Genomic DNA, 17,944 nt, shown 5'->3' on the forward strand with positions numbered 1-17,944 from the left:
GGCCGGAAGCGGTGCAAACATCTTCCGATAGGGCAGTACGCCCTACGGAGATCACGCCCGAATGACCTCGACCGTTGCCCGTCTCGATCCGTCCGTGCGCGCTGCCAACCGCGCCGGTCCCACAATCCGTCACGATTGGACGAGTGAAGAAGCGCTGGCGCTCTACGAGCTGCCGTTCATGGATTTGCTCTTCCGCGCCCAAAGTGTCCACCGGACATCGTTTGATCCCAATAAAGTCCAGATGAGCCGCCTGCTGTCGATCAAGACCGGCGGCTGCGCGGAAGACTGCGGGTACTGCAGCCAGTCGGCCCATCACAAGACCGGCCTCAAAGCCTCGAAGCTGATGGAAGTCGAGCGGGTTATTTCGGAAGCGAAGAAAGCCAAGGCGGCGGGCGCGACGCGCTATTGCATGGGCGCGGCCTGGCGCAGCCCCAAGAGCCGCGACATGGATGTCGTCGTCGCGATGGTCGAAGGCGTCAAAGCGCTCGGCATGGAAACGTGCATGACGCTTGGCATGCTGACGGATGACGATATCGTCAAGCTACGCGATGCGGGCCTCGACTACTACAATCACAACGTCGATACGTCGGAAGCCTATTACAGCAAGGTGATTACGACGCGCACTTACGCCGACCGGCTCGACACACTCGCGCGCGTTCGCGATGCGGGCATGAAGGTTTGCTCGGGCGGCATCGTCGGCATGGGCGAAGAGCGCCAGGACCGCGTTGATATGCTGGTGACGCTCGCCAATCTCGACGAACATCCTGAGAGCGTGCCGATCAACATGCTGATCGCCATTCCAGGAACGCCGCTCGAAAATACAAAACAGATCGATCCGATCGATTTCGTGCGCACCATCGCGGTCGCCCGCATCATGATGCCGAAGTCGTTCGTCCGTCTCTCGGCCGGGCGCACCGACATGAGCGATGAGATGCAGGCGTTGTGCTTCTTTGCGGGCGCAAACTCGATCTTCGTCGGCGAAACGCTGCTGACCGCCGACAATCCCGGCGAAGACAAAGACGGCAAACTTTTTGCCAAGCTCGGACTTTCGGCGCTTGAACTCGATATCGACACGTCTCCGGAGCACGAGCCCGCGACGTGCGCGGGACATCAGGATGCCAGGCAATCATGAGCGTGCGCTCGACGCGCTCTCCCGCCGTGGGCGTCTGAGAACGCTAGAACCCGCGCACGGACTGGACTTCACGTCGAACGATTATCTCGGCTTGGCGCAATCGCGCGCGCTTGCCGACGCCATCGAAGCGGCGATTGCGCGTGGCGTTCCGGTCGGCGCGGGCGGATCGCGTCTGTTGCGCGGTAATCACGCTGAGCACGAGCTTTTAGAGCAGGAAGCGGCGCACTTTTTCGGCGGCGAGACCGCGCTTTATTTCGGCGGCGGCTTCATTGCCAATACCGCGCTTTTTTCGACGTTGCCTGCACGCGGCGATCTCATCGTCTACGATGAGTTGATCCACGCCAGCGCGCATGAAGGCATGCGGCTGTCGAAGGCTGAGGCAAAGGCCGTGCGCCATAACGATGCGCAAGGTTTTGACGATGCGATCACGGCATGGCGCGCGACCGGCGGCACCGGGCAGCCGTGGATTGCGATCGAGAGCCTCTACAGCATGGACGGCGATCGCGCGCCCATCGCTGAGCTCGCGGCGATCGCGGATCGTCATGACGCGATGCTGATCGTGGACGAAGCACATGCCACGGGCGTGCTCGGTCCAGATGGGCGCGGCCTCGCCGCCGATCTCGAAGGCCGCGAAAACGTCGTCACGGTGCATACGTGCGGAAAGGCGTTGGGCGCGACGGGCGCACTTGTGATAGCGCCGCGCACTATTCGCGATTTTCTGGTCAATCGCGGTAGAGCCTTTATTTACGCGACGGCACCGTCGCCGCTGATGGCTGCCGCCGTGCGCGCAGCGCTCAACATTTGCCGCAACGATCCGCAACGGCGGCAGCGCTTGCACGATCTCGTCGGGTTTGCCGCGCGGGAACTGACGACGAAAACGCGCTTTGCGGCTTCAGGCTCGCAGATCCAGCCATTGATCATCGGCAGCGATGGCACGGCGATGGCGCTTGCGACAGCGATGAAGACCAGGGGTTACGACATCCGCGCGATCCGTCCGCCGACCGTGCCGGAAGGCACGTCACGGCTTCGACTCACGATTACGCTCAATGTTTCCGAGCTTGAAATTACGCGCCTCATCGACGATCTCGCGGCGGCTGAAGCGGAGAATGCAGCATGACCATCCGCATCGTCGTCGCCGGCACCGACACGGATGTCGGCAAGACCGTTTTTTCCGCGGCGCTGACGAGCGCGCTCGACGGCTATTACTGGAAGCCGGTGCAGTCGGGCCTTCAAGGTGAGACGGATTCCGATGTCGTCAGCCGCGTGACCGATCTTGCGCAGTCGCACATCCTGCCGGAAGTCTATCGGCTGAACACGCCCGCATCGCCGCATTTCGCCGCAGAAATCGACGGCGTCGAGATCGATGCCCGACAGTTATCGCCATTTGGGCTGCCGACACCGCTCGTTGTCGAGACAGCGGGTGGATTGATGGTGCCGCTGACGCGCCGACTTCTGCAGGTCGATCTTTTGGCGCAGTGGCGTCTTCCCGTGATCCTGTGCGCATCGACAAAGCTCGGCACGATCAACCATTCGTTGTTGTCGATCGAAGCGTTGAAGCGCCGAGCGATTCCTATTCTAGGCGTTGCATTCATCGGCGACGCGAATAGCAATAGCGAAGAAGCGATCACATCATTTGGAGGCGTTCGGCGCCTGGGCCGCCTCCCACGGCTTGCCAAGCTCGACGCCTACAGCCTGCAACGCGCATTCGCCGAGAATTTCTCCGTTGCCGACGTCCTCGACATCGGGGCGGTCGGCCCATGACCGCGTCACCGATCTGGCATCCGTTCACGCAACATGCGCTCGAACCCGATATGCGCCGCATTCGGGCCGCTGAAGGCGCGTGGCTCGAAGCCGACGATGGGCAACGAATCTTCGACGGCGTGTCGTCGTGGTGGGTTATCACGCACGGGCACCGGTATCCGAAAATCATCGCGTCAATGCGAGAGCAGGCGGAGGCGCTGGATCAGGTGATTTTCGCGGGCTTCACGCACGCGCCGGCGGAGGCCGTCGCGGCGGGATTGTTGAAAATCGTGCCGCCGGGGCTGTCGCACGTTTTCTTTTCCGACAGCGGCTCGACGTCGGTTGAGGTGGCGCTGAAAATGGCGCTCGGCTACTGGAAAAATATCGGCGCCAAGCGCACGCGCATTCTGGCGCTTGAACACGGCTATCACGGCGATACCATCGGCACGATGTCGGCGGGTGCGCGCGGAGTGTTCAACGCGGCCTACGAGCCACTTTTATTCGAGGTCGGCCGCATCCCCTATCCGAAACCGCATCACGCGCAGCCGACGTTCGATGCGCTCGAGATCGCATGCCGCAAAGGCGACGTGGCGGCCTTTATCTGTGAGCCTCTAGTGCTCGGCGCGGGCGGGATGTTGTTCTATGACGCCGACACTCTGAAAGAAATGCATCGCATCTGCAAAGCGCACGACGTGCTGTTCATCGCCGACGAAGTCATGACATGCTTCGGGCGCACCGGCACCGTTTTCGCGTGCGAACAGGCCGGCATCTCGCCGGACATCCTTTGCGTCGCGAAAGGGCTGACAGGCGGCTCAATCCCGCTTGCCGTGACGCTCTCGACGACTGCGATTTACGACGCGCATCTTTCGAAAGATCGGTCGCGGACGTTTTTTCATTCTAGTTCATACACGGCCAATCCGATCGCCTGCGCCGCGGCGGCGGCCAATCTCGAAATCTGGCGGACCGAGCCCGTGCTGGAGCGCATCCTTGCACTCTCCCAAAATCAGGCTTTGTGTCTCAACGAACTGCAAACCGATCCGCGCTTTGCGAACTTGCGGCAGCTCGGAACGATTTCGGCGTTCGAGCTTGCTGACCTTCAACCTGGCTATCTGGCTGACGTTGCCTTGAAGCTCAGAGCGCGATTACTGGAGCGCGGCGTCCTGCTTCGCCCGCTGGGTTCGACGGTTTACATCATGCCTCCCTATTGCACGACGAAGGACGAACTTAGATTCGTCTACAATGCCCTCAGCGAGGCCGTCGATGAGGTGCTGGCATGAGCGGAGTCGCCATCGTCGGGCACGGGCATTATGCGCCGGAGCGCGTCGTGCCGAACCACGAGATCGAAGCGCGACTCGGTCTCGAAGCCGGCTGGATCAAACGGCGCACCGGTATCGACGCGCGGCGCTACGCGGCCGAGGGCGAAGCGCTCTCCGATATTGCGATCAAAGCCGGTGATATGGCCCTGGCACGGTCCGGCATGTCGCGGGACGACGTCGGGTTGCTGCTGCTTGCGACGTCTACGCCCGATCATTTGCTACCACCATCAGCGCCGCTTGTTGCGCATCGCCTCAGGCTTTCGAATGCGGGTGCAATCGACATGGCGGGCGCATGTGCGGGCTTTCTTTACGCGCTGACGCTTGCCGATAGTTTCGTGCGCACGCAGGGTATTCCGGTGCTCGTCATCGCGGCGAATATTCTTTCCCGCCGCATCAATGAAAGCGATCGGGGTAGTAGCGTGCTGTTCGCGGATGCGGCCGGCGCGGTATTGCTGGCGCCGACTGAGCGTCGCGATGCTGGAGTTATCGGCGCGCATCTCGCGTCGAAAGGTCAGCACTACGATCTGATCAAGATTCCGGGCGGCGGCAGCAGGATGCCGTTTTCCCAGATCACCGATCCGAAGGACGTGCTGATGATGATGGAGGACGGTAAGGCCGTCTATCAGGGCGCCGTCGCTATCATGACGGACTGCGCCGAACGTTCGCTTGCAAAAGCGGGGCTCGCGCCGTCGGCGGTGACCGACCTTATTCCGCATCAAGCCAACGCGCGGATGATGACCACCATTGCGCACCGACTCGACATTCCTGCTAACCGTCTGCGTTCGACAATCGAGAACTTCGGCAACAGCTCGGCCGCGACGATACCGTTTACGCTGTCGGCGACGGCCGAAGCGCGGCCCTATAAGCAGGGCGACGTCGTGTTGATGACGGCGGCGGGCGCGGGATTGACCGGCGGCGCCGCCGTCTTCCGTTGGTAGATTTCCGCCGTTACTGACGGATACCCTCAATGTTGAGGATCAACTCGACGTCCTTCGTCGCGGGCCCGAGATTGCGCAGGATACCGAAGTCAGCGAGCGTGATTTTCGTCGTGCCAGTGAAACCATCGCGATAGCCACCCCAGGGATCCTTGCCGCCGCCGACGTGCTCGGCATCGATTATGACTTCCTTGGTGACGCCGTGCAGCGTGAGATTGCCGGTGACGGTTGCCTTGTTCGGGCCTGTCGATTTGATGCTTGTGCTTTCAAACGTGGCGGTCGGATATTTGTCGGTGTCGAGAAGGTCGGCGCCACGCAGATGCTTGTCGCGCAGAGCAAGGTTAGTATCGACACTGGTGGTGTCAATATCGACTTTCACTTTCGAGGCGTCGGGGTTCTTATCGTCGAACGCGAACGTGCCGGAGAATTTGTCGAAGCGGCCGATGATCCAGCTGAAGCCGAGATGGTTGACCTTGAACGTGATCGATGCGTGAGCATTGTCGGTGTCGATCTTGTAGTCGGCAGCCATCGCCGGGGTAGACATCACAACCGCCGCCAACGATACGGCGAACGCTGCGTATTTGACCGTCATTGCTGATTTCCCTTTTCTAAGGTGCGTGATGAACTCTTTGGGCCGGACCACATGCGGGTCAGGATCTCGCTTCTGTCGATGATGTGATGCTTCAATGCCGCAATCGCATGAATGGCGGCGAGCACAATGACGGCATACGCGAGAATGCGATGTATATTGCCGGCGGGCGTTTCGAGGCCGGGCAGCTTCGTAATTGCGGGCACGTCGAACCAGCCGAAGACGCTGACGGGCGCGCCATCCGCCGTCGAGATCAGGTAACCGCTGATCAGCAACGCGAACAACAGCAGGTAGAAGCCCCAATGGACCGCGAACGACGCTTTTCGCTCAAGCGGCGAAAGCTCGGCGTCGGAGGGCTTCGAATTGACCATGCGCCAGATCAGACGAACGACCAGCGCAAATAATAGAACCATTCCAACGCTGCGATGAATGTCGGGCGCAGAATTGTAGTAGGGGCTGTAATAGTCGAGTCCGACCATCCAGAGGCCGAGGGCGAACATGGCGACGATCGCAACAGCCATAAACCAATGAAACAGGCGCGAAATAAGCCCGTAACCGTCCAATGTGTCGCGAATGTGCATATTGCTCCCGCCTTGCGCGATGTGCGCGCATCACCCCTTGGGCGACACATGCAAGCACAGGCGAGCGCTTTCAAGAGGGCACAAAAAAGGAACCGGGCGGCGGGACGGCGGTTCAGTCTGCTGTTGCGCCGGCGACCACGTTCACATCGACGCTGACACTGACGGCATGTTCGCCGCCGCCGCGCAAGACGCCGCTGATCGGACTAACGTCATCGTAATCGCGGCCGAATGCGACCGTGATGTGCTCGTCGCGGACAATGATGCCATTGGTCGGATCGAGACCAACCCAGCCATATTCCGGCGACCAGACCGAGATCCACGCGTGCGAAGCATCGGCGCCTTGCAGCTTTGGACGTCCCACAGGCGGATGGGTGTGGAGATAGCCGCTGACGTAGCGCGCCGGAATGCGAAGCGCGCGCAAACCCGCGAGTGCCAGATGCGCGAAATCCTGACAGACGCCGCGACGCATGGCGAAGACCTGCGTGACCGGCGTTGACACATCGGTGGCATGCGGATCGAATTTGAAATCGTTGTAAATCCGCATGACGAAATCCATCGCGCCTTCGAGGACCGGCCGCAGCGGCGTGAACGAGAAAGCTGCATAGTCGGCGATTTCCAATGTCGGCGTCGTCAAGCGCGAGGCGCAGCGGTACATCAAAATATCGACATCGCGCTGCTGTGCCGCTTCGTGCAGACACGGATCGAGCGCATCCCACGGCGTCGTTGCGGTCAGATCGACGGGCGGCGGCAGCGATTTCTCGACGGTGCTGCGTGCGAGCAGCACCAGCTCCTGATGCGGTTCCTCGATATCGAGAACGACTTCAACGTTGCCGAATGTGTCGATGCGCTCCTGTCGCGATGCCGGCGCAGGCTCGACGAGCAGACTGTGATTGCGAACGATCTGCCCAGGCATCGCACGCGGCGACATGTGCACAAGGTGCAACGATTGCACCACGGTCGACCGGTAGCGGTAGTGCGTCTTATGGACGATATCGAAGATCATATCGAGGGACCAACCCTCGTGTGCGTCCGGTGGGGCGCTTCATCGAGAACGTTGAAGTAGCGGCGCGAGATCGCATTGGATAGCTCAGGCAGCATGTCGAGCTGATCCATCAGCAGGCTTTCGAGCGTCTTGGCTGTTTCTTCTTTTGCCATGGCTTCGACGTCGGCCAGACGGATCGATGTCAGAAGCGCAATGATAAGACGGCGGTCGTCGGGTAAACCCGCTCCTTGTGACGAATCCGGCAGGCTTTCGAGATGGCGCGCGATGGCTGAGAGCTGATAGGCAAGGCTTCGCGGATTTGTCTCGTCGAGCAACAGCAAATCCAAGACCAACGGCAGCATCGGATCGAGTCGATAGCGCGAGCGATAGGTGATAAAGCTGTCCGCGAGTTCGAGCAGCAGCAGCAGGCTGCTCGACGTCTCTTCCGGATCGGACACCGGGATGAAGAGCGTCAGAATAGCTTCGCTGAGATTTTGCGCGCGTTCGATGCGCCGTCCCATGTCGAGGAACGACCAGCCGAAGTTGCGGGTCATGTTCTCATGCATAAAACCGTTGAATGCCGCGACGGCGGTGATGCCCTCATCCAGTAAATCGAGAATTTCGACGGGGTGGGCCGAGTTGAGAGCTTTGCGCCAAGGCTCACCGCCGCGGAATTTGCTCAAAGTCTGCCAGGCTTCAAGCGAGAGGCGGTCACGGACAAGGTGCGCAACCCGATAGAGCCCGTCGAGCGTGCGTTCGAGCGTGCGCGAACCGAGGCCCGTCGTGATGAGGCGGCGGCACAGACGCTCGATTTCATCGTCAGGCGGCGTTTCGCGACTGCCGATAACGGAACTCAGGTCTTTGCCGAGGAGCACCTCAAGGCATTTGCGCGCGGCACGTTGGCCAGTATCAGGCCCGCTGTCTTCTTCGACGCGACGTAGCGCGCCGCGCAGCACGCGCATCGTCCAGTCGGCGCGTTCGCTATATCGGCCAAGCCAAAAGAGATCGTCGGCGACGCGGCTTTGGATAACGCGTTGCGATCTCTCGACCCGCGCGTTCGCGAGGGTTGGGCGCCAGAGACTGATGTGCGGCGCCTGTTCGCCTTCGCCGATCACCCAAACGTCTCGTGTCTGCCCGTCAGGGGCGCTTAGTGCAACGGCACGGCCCGGAGCGACGCACATCGCAAGGCCACCGGGCATCACCTGATATTCGCCTGACGAAGTGCGGGAGATGTAAACGCGTATTGCGAACGGCTTCGGGACAAGGCCGCCGTCGGCGTAGACTGGGGACGAACTGAACCCGATCTTTTCTTCGGCGACGAGTGTCGCGCCATGCAACGCAATTTCGTGCCGCATCTTTTCGCGTTCCGATGTCGAGAGCGCCCGCGCTTCCCAACCCAGTGCGGCCTGCCCCGGTCTACCGGTTCCTTCCTGCGCCTTGCGGATGGTGAAGCGTTCGGGGTACGCAAACAGCTCTTGACGGGCGTCGGCATTGCCGAGCCAGCGGCGATGCGCGTCGTGGAGCTGAAGGTCTTCACCGAGAATATGCTGCGCGAGTTGCGGCAGATAGGGGCCAAGACCACGGTTTTGCGCCAGCGCGGTCCCGATGGCGTTGACGACGAGATGCGGCGACTTCCGGCAAACCCTGAGCAAACCGGATGGACCGATGAAACCCGTCGGATCAAGCTCCAGCGGATCGCTCGATTTGCCGCTGATGCAGCGCACGATCAGATCGAGTTCCTTCAGTCCTTCGAGCGTCTTGAGATAGACCTGGGAATTTCTGGTTTTGAGATCATGGCCTTCGACGATCAGATAACCGAGGTAACGAGCGAGATAGGCGTGCGAGAAATAGTCTTCGTGATGCGGTCCCGGCGTCAGCAGCGCGATGCGCGCGTTTTCGCGACCGCTGTGGAGCGTCAGCGTTGATTGCAGCTCTTGGAAATAGGGCGCCAAGCGACGGGCGTTGCAGTCCTTGAAGATATCGCCCGCGACGTGGGTATGAACGACGCGATTGGCGAGCGTGAAGCCAATGCCGGCCAGCGTCTCGGTGTGGTTGTCGATGACGCGCCACTGGCCATCCTCGCCCCGCGCGAGATCGGCGGCATAGAACATCAGCCCACCTGCATTCGGCAGCACGCCTTTACAGGGGACGAGATAGGCCGGATCGGAGAATAGCAGTTCGGCGGGAATGAGACCTTGGCGGACCAAATTCTGGTCGCCGTAGACATCATTCAGAATGGCGTCAAACAACCGTGCACGCTGAATGAGTGCGCGTTCGAGGCCCCGCCATTCGCCTGCCGAAATGACGACAGGGAGAAGATCGAGAGACCAGCGCTGTGCTGACGTGTTGGGGTCGGCGAAAATATCGTAGGCGATGCCCGTTTCGCGAACTCGGCGGGCGAGGCGCGCTGAGCGCAACTCGCGTTCGGCGTCGGTCAGCTGCGCCAAGCCATCGAGCAGCGGACGCCAGTGCTCGCGGATCGCCCCGCCGTCTTCCAGCAGCTCGTCAAATCCTGAAACCTCCTGGCGCCGGTAGGCGCTCAAAAGGTTGAACAATGGCTCTGCTTTCATTGCCGCTGCTGTCGTCATTCCGACTGGTCCACGCCGCGACGGTCCCCCAAATCACCGATTGAACGACACACACTATCATGTGCCGAATCGCCGTCCGCAAGCGAGGCTCTGCGGCAAATGCGGAGGGGAACCGCTGTGGAAACGTTTCCGATGGCGATTTTCAGCCCGGATTGCGCCGAAGATCGAGGGTCGCCGGGTAATCCGGGTTAACGCTCTCTGACCTGACGTGCATCGGACCTGCCGTATGACCTTCGGCGTCGAAACGGGCGAGGCGGCGGCCCTCGGCTTCGTAGGCGTTGATCGGAAACACCTCGAAGTTGCGGCCGCCGGGGTGGGCGACATGGTAGCGGCAGCCCGCAATCGAGCGGCCGGACCAAGTATCGACGACGTCGAACGTCAGCGGCACGTGCGGCGGAATGGTCGGATGAAGCGCGGACGGCGGCCACCAGGCGCGGTAGCGAACGCCTGCGACGGCTTCGCCCCAGTTTCCCGTGCCGGTAAGCGGCAGAGGCCGGCCGTTACAGGTCACGACGTGGCGGTCGCCAGTCTGTCCCTTAACCTTCACCTCGACACGCTCGAGTGAAGAATCGACGTATCGGGCTGTGCCGCCCGCAGTGCTTTCCTCGCCGAGGACGTGCCATGGCTCCAAAGCCTGACGCAGCTCCAAGGTCAAGTTGTCAGCGGTGATGGTGCCGAAAAGCGGGAAGCGGAATTCGAAATGCGGGCGGAACCATTCGAGTTCGATCGGTAGCCCCGCCTCTTTGAGGTCGGTGACGACGGATGAAAGATCGGCCCAGATGTAGTGCGGCAGCATGAAACGATCGTGCAGCGCTGTACCCCAACGAACGAGCTTCTGGCGGTAGGGTTTCTCCCAGAACATAACGATCAAGGCGCGGAGCAAAAGTTGCTGCGCCAGGCTCATGCGGGCGTGCGGGGGCATTTCAAACGAGCGGAACTCGACGAGGCCCAGGCGGCCCGTCGGCCCATCCGGCGAGTAGAGCTTGTCGATGCAGATCTCAGCGCGGTGAGTGTTGCCGGTGACGTCGATCAGCAGGTTGCGGAACAGGCGGTCCACCAGCCACGGTGGGATGTGGCCCATTCCCGGATTCGGCACCTGCGAAAGCGCAATCTCAAGCTCGTAGAGCGACTCGTGGCGTGCTTCGTCGGTGCGCGGCGCCTGGCTCGTCGGACCGATGAACATGCCGGAGAAGAAGTACGACAGCGCCGGATGGTTCTGCCAGTAGGTGACGACCGATGCCAACAGATCGGGGCGGCGCAGGAACGGACTGTCGGCGGGCGTGATGCCGCCAAGCACGATATGATTGCCGCCGCCGGTTCCGGTATGGCGGCCATCGAGCATGAACTTTTCGGCGCTGAGACGAGCGTTGTGCGCTTCCTCGTAAAGGGCTGTCGTGATCGCGACCGAGCTTTCCCAACTCGTCGAAGGATGAATGTTGACTTCGATGACGCCTGGGTCCGGTGTCACCTTGATCACATTGAGGCGCGCGTCTGGCGGCGGATTGTAGCCTTCGATCTGCACTGGCACGCCGGTCTGTTTGGCGGCCTCTTCGACAGCCGCGACCAGCGCGGCGTAGTCTTCGGCATCGTAAAGCGGCGGCATGAACACGCAGACGGCGTTGCCGCGCGGCTCGATCGCCAAGGCCGTGCGGACCGATCCCGATATTTCCGGCGCGACGCTAGCTTGCTGGCTTACGGGCGGTGCTTCGAGCGTCACAACGCGGCGCTGCTGCAAAAGGATTGTGCGTTCAGGAAGCGGCCGGTTCGGGCCCATCGGATCGCGCTCGATCACATGCGGATAGTCGAGCGGAGAGACGATCGGAAACGACTGCAGGGGAAGGCGGAACCCTGCCGGTGAATCGCCAGGAATGAGGAAAAGGTGATCGCGCCGGAGCGCCCAGCGCTCGGTGACCCAGCGGCGGCCTCTATCGGCTGTTTGCCACGCCTGGATCGGCAGCACATAACTCGCGACCGCGCCAAGACCGCGATCGAATACGCGGGCGATGCGGGCACGCTCAGCCGGGTCTTCGAGTTTATTGTCTTCAGCCGTGACATTGATCGGCAGTTTTCGTTCCACCAGAAGAAAGTGCGCCGGGTCTTCATAAGCCGGCATGGCGCTGTCTTCGGGCAGGCCGAGTTGCCTACACACACCGCGCATCAGCTTGTCAGCGTCTTCCGGCATCGCCGGGCGGGCGACGCTTTCGCTGACGATCAAATCCTGATTTTCCCAGAGTGGCTGGCCGTCGCCCCGCCAGTAGAGCGCAAAAGCCCAGCGCGGCAGTTGCTCGCCAGGATACCATTTGCCCTGGCCATAATGCAGCATCGCGCCTGGTGCGAACCGTTGCTGCAAACGGCGAACGAGTTCGTCGGCATAGCGGCGTTTGGTCGGCCCAACAGCAGCCGTGTTCCACTCTGCGCCTTCCATGTCGTCCGCCGAAACGAACGTTGGCTCGCCGCCCATGCTGAGGCGAACGTCGCCTTTCGTCAGGCGCTCGTCGACGGCTTTTCCGGTTTCGACGATCGTCTTCCAGGTTTCGTCGTCGTAGGGCTTCGTGACGCGCGGGGTTTCGCGAATGCGCGTCACCGCCATCACGAAGTCGAATTCGACCTCGGCCTTGGTGTGACTGCCGGTGATCGGCGCAGCGCTGATGGGATGCGGCGTGGCAGCCAACGGGATATGGCCTTCGCCTGCGAGAAGGCCTGAGGTCGCATCGAGGCCGATCCAGCCAGCGCCGGGGATGTAGACCTCACACCAAGCATGCAGATCGGTGAAATCGGTATCGGTGCCGGCAGGGCCGTCGAGCGGCTTCACGTCGGGCTTCAGCTGGATCAGGTAGCCGGAGACGAAACGCGCGGCGAGGCCGACGTTGCGCATGATCTGCGTCAGCAGCCAGGCGCTGTCACGGCAGGAGCCTGAAGCATTTGACAGCGTCTGCTCGGGCGTCTGGACGCCGGGCTCCATGCGGATCAGATAGCCGACGTCGCCTTGCACCATGCGATTGAGATCGCAGATGAAATCAATCGTCGTCTGCGGTTTGGTACTGACCTTTTCGAGATAGCGCTTGAGTTTCGGGCCAACGGCGTCCGGAACGAGATAGGGCGCGAGCTCCTGCTTCAGGTGGTCGTCATAGGTGAACGGCCAGTCCTTGGCGGCTTCCTCGATGAAGAAATCGAACGGATTGATTACCGCCATGTCGGCGACGAGGTCGACCGTGACGGAAAATTCCGTCGTCTCGTCCGGCATCACGACGCGCGCCAGGAAATTGCCGAATGGATCCTGTTGCCAATTGAGAAAATGCGTCTTGGGCGTGATGGTCAGCGAATAGCTGAGAATGGGGGTTCGGCAGTGCGGCGCCGGACGGAGCCTCACGACTTGCGGCCCCATGTTGACACCTCGATCGTAGCGGTAGCTCGTTTTATGGGTCAGCGCGACGTGGAGGACCATGGATGAGGCATTATCCCTGTTTGATCTCGCGATGGACGCCCGTCAGACGAGCGCTTGGCAACGAAATACGTCTACCTGCGTTAGCGGTCCGATAGATGTGGTACAAGCTTGGTGCAGCCTAAAAACTGCGCAGCCTAAAATTCTGCTGGACGTTTGGGCAGAATGCTGAAGAATTGGCGGCCCCTTGCGTTTTATGAAGGCAACGGCGTGACTTATCCGCAAAATCGCTTGAACGGAAGCCGTGACGTCGCCGCCGAGTGCTTTGGTGCCATGCCGGAAAGGCAAACATTCCCCTTCAGGAGTTGGCGGTCGCCAGAATGAAGAATTTTGCCTGCGCGAACTGCGGAAACACCGTTTATTTCGAGAACGTGACGTGCGTGAAGTGCGGCAGCACGCTTGGCTTCGATAGCGCCGAGCAGGCGATCGTGGCGATCGCGGATGCGGGCTTAAGCGAAACCACACCTGACGTTCCAATCTTCCGCAAGCTCAATGCCGGTCCAGACGACGTTGCGCTGCGCTACTGTGCCAATGCCGAATTCGGCGTTTGCAATTGGCTGACGCCCGACAGTGAAAGCCATATCTTCTGCAAGGCCTGCGACCTCAATCGCATCATTCCCAATCTCTCCGAACCCGGCAGCCTGCTCGCTTGGCGCGCGATCGAGCACGCCAAGAAGCGTCTGGTGTATTCGCTGTTGCGGTTCGGTCTGCCGTTTGACGGCTCAGCTTCGACAAAAGGCCCGCTGACATTCGACTTCGTCCGCAATGCGCTGACGGGTCATCTCGATGGCGTCGTAACCATTGACGTCAGCGAAGCTGATGCGGTCGAACGGGAACGGCAGCGCCAGCAGTTCGATGAGCCTTATCGCTCGCTGCTTGGCCATCTTCGCCACGAAAGCGGCCATTACTATTGGATGGTGCTCGTCGAAGAAGCGGGACGACTTGAAGAGTTTCGCGAAATCTTTGGCGACGAACGTGACGATTATGATGCAGCACTCGCCCGCCACCACGCCAACGGTCCAGCGGCCGATTGGCAAGAGCAATATGTGTCAGCCTATGCCAGCGCCCACCCTTGGGAAGATTGGGCCGAGACGTGGGCGCATTATCTTCATATGGTCGATGCGCTCGATACCGCTGCTGCGGAAGGCATGGAAGGACATGGCCTTCGCCTCGATCTTCGTGATGACATTTATTCCAGCGTGACTTTCGGGGCGCTGATGGCGCGGTGGATTCCGCTCACCATCGCCATGAACAGCCTCAGCCGAAGCATGGGGCATGACGATTTCTATCCATTCGTCATTCCCGAGCCTGCCTACGACAAGCTGGCGTTCGTTCATCGCATGATCCACGAGCGCATCGAGCAACAGCCGCAAGAGCCGGCCGCATCAGAGAATGCTCAAACATTAAACTTGACTCCATAAGTATACATTAGCTTAATGGCGCATCTGCCATTTGCGGGGCCTTGAACCCCGATACTTTGGAGAGAAGCCACATGAAGCGCTCACAGCTCGCCGGTGAGCGGCTTGACGTATGCGATACGTCCAACGCCGCACTCGCCGCTTCGATGTTTTCAGCCTCCGTCGGAATGATATGGGATTTCGCGACGGGGCACGTCTCTGCTTTCGACCGCATGTTGTCAGATCTATCGGAAGATACGTCCGACGAGACGACATCATAGCCGCCAGCGACGTTCGCCGGTCGCGGCGCCTCGCTGAGTAGTTCGACGCGACCATTCAAGCCCTCCTCTCCCTTCCCAACCCGCGGATGAACAGCAATGCGGAATAAGACCTCCAAACCCAACACCCCCGCCAAAGACGGCGAAGATGTGTGCGCCGGACATGCGCTCGGATTTCCCCTTCGCAGCGAACTTGGATTTTCTCCGGTCGAGAACGTTACGCTCGATGTCTTTCGCGCGGTTTGCGAAGTCTACACCAGCGGCTCGGCACAGCCCTGGGAGATCGCCATCAAGATCTCGGAAGAAAATCTTGGATTGGGCGATGGGCCGCTTCTGGTCGCACGCGTGACGTCATTGCTTCGGGCGCTTCGCGCTGAACGTAAGATCGGTTTTTCCTACCTCAGCGTCGGCTGTCAGCATGTGTCGCCCGATGAGCTTGCCGTCGCAGGTCTTCTCAAGGCCGTGCGCACGCGCGATGAGCATGGCGTCCAACGCGGATTGATGCTGGCGCTCGACAAGCCTCAGACATCGACGCGGACACAATCCGCTGCTCGCTCTCTCGCCGCCCTTCAAATGCAGCTTGCGAGCACGCAGGTCGATGGCGGATCGGACGCTCCGGAATTGCAGGCGCAGACTGTTCAGGCCGTCTATCTGCACTAAGACCTAGATCGTCATGGTTGTTTTGAACCTTGTCCCGTTGAATGAGAGAATGCCGTCCAAAAAGCCGTTTGCCGGATCTGTTCTGCACCAAGGCGAACCCGGCACTGAGACTTGCATGCCAGCGCCCGAGGACCATCATCGGGATGTAAGCGAGCCCCCTATCCGCTATCGTGTGGATGAACTTCTCAAGGGCGGCCGCGAAGCTGTGCTCATTCATCGCGAACAAGCGTACCGCCTGCGGATCACATCAACTGGCAAGCTCATTCTGACGAAGTAAATCTGTTCAACGGCCCATCAACAGGACTTGTTCACATGCGCGTGGCAACACGACTTTTCATCATGGCTGGCGTGGCACTCGCTGCTGCGGCCACGCCGTCGTTCTCTCATCGCACGATGGCAGCTGATGCACCGGTCGGAACGCAGCGCATTTTATCGATTGGCGGCGACATAACCGAAATTCTCTATGACCTTGGCCAGCAGGATAAGATTGTCGCCGTTGACGTGACGAGCCAATTTCCGCCCGAGGCTCTGAAGGAGAAGAAATCTGTCGGATATATGCGCGCGCTTTCGGCGGAAGGCGCTCTGTCCGTCAGTCCGACGCTGATCATCGCCTCAGATGGCGCCGGGCCGCCAGAAGTCGTCAACGCATTGAAGAGCAGCGGCGTCCGTTACGTCGACATCGCCGACAAGCCGTCGGCGGAGGGCGTCCCCGCCAAGATCCGCCATATCGGAAGCGTGGTTGGCGCCGATGATGCAGCGAAGGCGCTGGCGTCGAAGGTTGAGTCTGAGTTCGCAGCGCTCGAGAATGATCGAAAGCAGATCAAAACCCGCAAGAAAGCGCTGTTCATTCTCGCCATTCAAAACGGCCGCGCAACAGTGGCCGGCGCCGGCACATCTGCCGATTCCATTTTGCAGCTCGCCGGCGTCGACAACGCGGCGGCGGGAGTAAACGGTTTCAAACCGGTCAGCGACGAGCAATTGACGGAATTTGCGCCAGACGTCGTCGTGATGATGCGTCGAGGCACGACGGACGATCACAATGCGAGCCAAGCGTTGTCACTCCCAGGCCTGAGCCAATCACCTGCTGCCAAAACAAAGAGCCTCGTCGCAATGGATGGGCTATATCTGCTTGGCTTCGGACCCCGAGCCCCTTCGGCCGCGCGCGACCTGATGAAGGCGATTTACACAGAGGGCGGTCACGCGGCCGCAACGCCGTGACGACATTCGATACCAAGCTTGCCTGGGTAGGAGCGACCGTCAGACCATCACGCGGTAAAGTTTTTTTGGCGCTCGCGACTGTACTCCTGGTGGTCGCAGCGCTTTCACTCGCCATCGGGCCAACCGGAATTTCGCTTCAGGCATTGCCGCGTGCACTCGAAGCATCGCTTGGCTTGACGACGGATGCTGCCGCGACACGCGATCGCCTCGTGCTCATTGATCTGCGGTTGCCGCGGACGTTACTCGCTGCATTTGTCGGCGCGGCGCTAGCGACATCAGGCGCCATGATGCAGGGCCTGTTCCGCAATCCCCTCGCCGATCCGGGACTGATCGGCGTGTCGTCGGGAGCCGCGCTATTTGCGATCTCGGCGATCGTACTCGGGCACGGCATCGCAGCATCCATCGTAGCGCCCCTTGGAATTTATGCGTTGCCGATTGCAGCGTTTTTCGGAGGCTTGCTCACGACCATCATTCTCGTCGTCATTGCGTCGCGCCACGGGGAGCTTGCGGTCGGGACACTGCTTCTTGCTGGCATTGCAGTCGGTGCATTCGCGGCGTCGATCAGCGGCGTCATCGTCTATGTCAGCGATGATCGCGAGCTGCGCGATCTGACGCTTTGGCAGATGGGATCGCTTTCGGGCGCGAGCTGGCAAAAGGTTCTTGCCGTCACGCCGTTTGCCGTCGTGCTCGCGCTTTTGGTGCCGCGGCTGACGCGCGGTCTCAACGGGTTTCTGCTCGGCGAAGCGGAAGCCATGCATCTCGGCATCGACACCGAGCGCACCAAGCGGCTTGTCATTGCCGCGACGGCGGCGGCGGTCGGCGCGTCGGTTGCCGTTGCGGGCGTGATCGGCTTTGTCGGCCTCGTGGTGCCGCATGTCATGCGTTTGATTTCGGGACCGGATCATCGTGTCGTGCTTCCCGGCAGCGCCGTGCTCGGCGCTGCGCTTGTAATCGCTGCCGACATCGTTGCGCGGATGATCGTAAGACCCGCGGAACTGCCGATCGGAATCGTTTTGGCATTCATCGGCGCGCCGGTCTTCCTTCATCTCGTTCTGCGGCGCGGCGTGCGAGGATTGGAGTGACGTC

At 60.8% G+C, this 17,944-nt stretch carries 16 protein-coding genes; 11 read left to right on the plus strand and 5 right to left on the minus strand.

Annotation, left to right across the window (positions count from 1 at the left end; all coding sequences use genetic code 11):
* Positions 1–61 precede the first annotated feature (61 nt).
* Genes bioB through RLW41_RS08425 form a run of 5 tightly spaced genes read left to right on the plus strand, consistent with a single transcriptional unit; the run spans position 62 to position 5,126 of the window.
* Entirely contained in the window at positions 62–1,132 is a 1,071-nt protein-coding gene (bioB, locus tag RLW41_RS08405; protein ID WP_414464193.1) for a biotin synthase BioB, read from the plus strand.
* Positions 1,116–2,249 (plus strand): 8-amino-7-oxononanoate synthase, encoded by a 1,134-nt coding sequence (locus RLW41_RS08410; protein WP_409561409.1) that lies wholly within the window; start codon positions 1,116–1,118, stop codon positions 2,247–2,249. The genes bioB and RLW41_RS08410 overlap by 17 nt, the downstream gene beginning before the upstream one ends.
* Positions 2,246–2,893, plus strand: coding sequence for a dethiobiotin synthase (gene bioD, locus RLW41_RS08415; protein ID WP_409561410.1), 648 nt, complete (start codon positions 2,246–2,248; stop codon positions 2,891–2,893). Before RLW41_RS08410 ends, bioD begins: the two co-directional genes overlap by 4 nt.
* Positions 2,890–4,149, plus strand: coding sequence for an adenosylmethionine--8-amino-7-oxononanoate transaminase (locus RLW41_RS08420; RefSeq protein WP_414464194.1), 1,260 nt, complete (start codon positions 2,890–2,892; stop codon positions 4,147–4,149). The genes bioD and RLW41_RS08420 overlap by 4 nt, the downstream gene beginning before the upstream one ends.
* The gene (locus tag RLW41_RS08425) at positions 4,146–5,126 is read left to right on the plus strand and encodes a beta-ketoacyl-ACP synthase III (RefSeq protein WP_414464195.1); all 981 of its coding nucleotides are present in this window, start codon (positions 4,146–4,148) and stop codon (positions 5,124–5,126) included. The genes RLW41_RS08420 and RLW41_RS08425 overlap by 4 nt, the downstream gene beginning before the upstream one ends.
* A gap of 10 nt (positions 5,127–5,136) precedes the next feature.
* Here RLW41_RS08425 and RLW41_RS08430 read toward each other — a convergent pair whose 3' ends face one another.
* The 5 genes from RLW41_RS08430 to RLW41_RS08450 form a co-directional block, all read right to left on the minus strand.
* Positions 5,137–5,715, minus strand: a complete 579-nt coding sequence (locus RLW41_RS08430; protein ID WP_414464196.1) for a YceI family protein — start codon at positions 5,713–5,715, stop codon at positions 5,137–5,139.
* Complete coding sequence (locus tag RLW41_RS08435; RefSeq protein WP_414464197.1) at positions 5,712–6,293, minus strand: cytochrome b; 582 nt, start codon at positions 6,291–6,293, stop codon at positions 5,712–5,714. Before RLW41_RS08435 ends, RLW41_RS08430 begins: the two co-directional genes overlap by 4 nt.
* Positions 6,294–6,405: 112 nt before the next feature.
* Positions 6,406–7,296, minus strand: a complete 891-nt coding sequence (locus RLW41_RS08440; RefSeq protein WP_414464198.1) for a transglutaminase family protein — start codon at positions 7,294–7,296, stop codon at positions 6,406–6,408.
* Positions 7,293–9,863: a circularly permuted type 2 ATP-grasp protein gene (locus tag RLW41_RS08445; RefSeq protein WP_414464199.1), complete on the minus strand. Its 2,571-nt coding sequence runs from the start codon at positions 9,861–9,863 to the stop codon at positions 7,293–7,295. Before RLW41_RS08445 ends, RLW41_RS08440 begins: the two co-directional genes overlap by 4 nt.
* A 142-nt stretch (positions 9,864–10,005) precedes the next feature.
* Positions 10,006–13,308, minus strand: a complete 3,303-nt coding sequence (locus tag RLW41_RS08450; RefSeq protein WP_414464200.1) for a DUF2126 domain-containing protein — start codon at positions 13,306–13,308, stop codon at positions 10,006–10,008.
* Between the two features lie 317 nt (positions 13,309–13,625).
* On the opposite strand from RLW41_RS08450, the gene RLW41_RS08455 reads away from it, so the two are divergent.
* From RLW41_RS08455 to RLW41_RS08480, 6 genes are all read left to right on the plus strand, one after another.
* Positions 13,626–14,726, plus strand: coding sequence for a putative zinc-binding metallopeptidase (locus RLW41_RS08455; RefSeq protein ID WP_414464201.1), 1,101 nt, complete (start codon positions 13,626–13,628; stop codon positions 14,724–14,726).
* A 71-nt stretch (positions 14,727–14,797) separates the two neighbouring features.
* Positions 14,798–14,983, plus strand: a complete 186-nt coding sequence (locus RLW41_RS08460) for a hypothetical protein (RefSeq protein WP_081740917.1) — start codon at positions 14,798–14,800, stop codon at positions 14,981–14,983.
* A 96-nt stretch (positions 14,984–15,079) separates the two neighbouring features.
* Positions 15,080–15,640 (plus strand): hypothetical protein, encoded by a 561-nt coding sequence (locus RLW41_RS08465; RefSeq protein WP_414464202.1) that lies wholly within the window; start codon positions 15,080–15,082, stop codon positions 15,638–15,640.
* A gap of 49 nt (positions 15,641–15,689) precedes the next feature.
* Positions 15,690–15,917, plus strand: a complete 228-nt coding sequence (gene hemP, locus RLW41_RS08470) for a hemin uptake protein HemP (RefSeq protein ID WP_414464203.1) — start codon at positions 15,690–15,692, stop codon at positions 15,915–15,917.
* A 35-nt stretch (positions 15,918–15,952) separates the two neighbouring features.
* Positions 15,953–16,858: a heme/hemin ABC transporter substrate-binding protein gene (locus RLW41_RS08475; protein ID WP_414464204.1), complete on the plus strand. Its 906-nt coding sequence runs from the start codon at positions 15,953–15,955 to the stop codon at positions 16,856–16,858.
* Positions 16,855–17,940 (plus strand): FecCD family ABC transporter permease, encoded by a 1,086-nt coding sequence (locus tag RLW41_RS08480; RefSeq protein WP_414464205.1) that lies wholly within the window; start codon positions 16,855–16,857, stop codon positions 17,938–17,940. The genes RLW41_RS08475 and RLW41_RS08480 overlap by 4 nt, the downstream gene beginning before the upstream one ends.
* Positions 17,941–17,944: the final 4 nt, after the last annotated feature.

This window comes from Hyphomicrobium sp. DY-1, from assembly GCF_047497105.1.
In the GTDB taxonomy this organism is placed as follows: domain Bacteria; phylum Pseudomonadota; class Alphaproteobacteria; order Rhizobiales; family Hyphomicrobiaceae; genus Hyphomicrobium_B.

Coding starts and splice junctions, on each gene's coding strand:
- RLW41_RS08435 (WP_414464197.1), bottom strand. CDS start 6,293: ATGCACATTCGCGACACATTGGACGGTTACGGGCTTATTTCGCGCCTG.
- RLW41_RS08460 (WP_081740917.1), top strand. CDS start 14,798: ATGAAGCGCTCACAGCTCGCCGGTGAGCGGCTTGACGTATGCGATACG.
- RLW41_RS08410 (WP_409561409.1), top strand. CDS start 1,116: ATGCCAGGCAATCATGAGCGTGCGCTCGACGCGCTCTCCCGCCGTGGG.
- RLW41_RS08425 (WP_414464195.1), top strand. CDS start 4,146: ATGAGCGGAGTCGCCATCGTCGGGCACGGGCATTATGCGCCGGAGCGC.
- bioD (WP_409561410.1), top strand. CDS start 2,246: ATGACCATCCGCATCGTCGTCGCCGGCACCGACACGGATGTCGGCAAG.
- RLW41_RS08465 (WP_414464202.1), top strand. CDS start 15,080: ATGCGGAATAAGACCTCCAAACCCAACACCCCCGCCAAAGACGGCGAA.
- bioB (WP_414464193.1), top strand. CDS start 62: ATGACCTCGACCGTTGCCCGTCTCGATCCGTCCGTGCGCGCTGCCAAC.
- RLW41_RS08455 (WP_414464201.1), top strand. CDS start 13,626: ATGAAGAATTTTGCCTGCGCGAACTGCGGAAACACCGTTTATTTCGAG.
- RLW41_RS08475 (WP_414464204.1), top strand. CDS start 15,953: ATGCGCGTGGCAACACGACTTTTCATCATGGCTGGCGTGGCACTCGCT.
- RLW41_RS08440 (WP_414464198.1), bottom strand. CDS start 7,296: ATGATCTTCGATATCGTCCATAAGACGCACTACCGCTACCGGTCGACC.
- hemP (WP_414464203.1), top strand. CDS start 15,690: ATGCCGTCCAAAAAGCCGTTTGCCGGATCTGTTCTGCACCAAGGCGAA.
- RLW41_RS08450 (WP_414464200.1), bottom strand. CDS start 13,308: ATGGTCCTCCACGTCGCGCTGACCCATAAAACGAGCTACCGCTACGAT.
- RLW41_RS08445 (WP_414464199.1), bottom strand. CDS start 9,863: ATGACGACAGCAGCGGCAATGAAAGCAGAGCCATTGTTCAACCTTTTG.
- RLW41_RS08420 (WP_414464194.1), top strand. CDS start 2,890: ATGACCGCGTCACCGATCTGGCATCCGTTCACGCAACATGCGCTCGAA.
- RLW41_RS08430 (WP_414464196.1), bottom strand. CDS start 5,715: ATGACGGTCAAATACGCAGCGTTCGCCGTATCGTTGGCGGCGGTTGTG.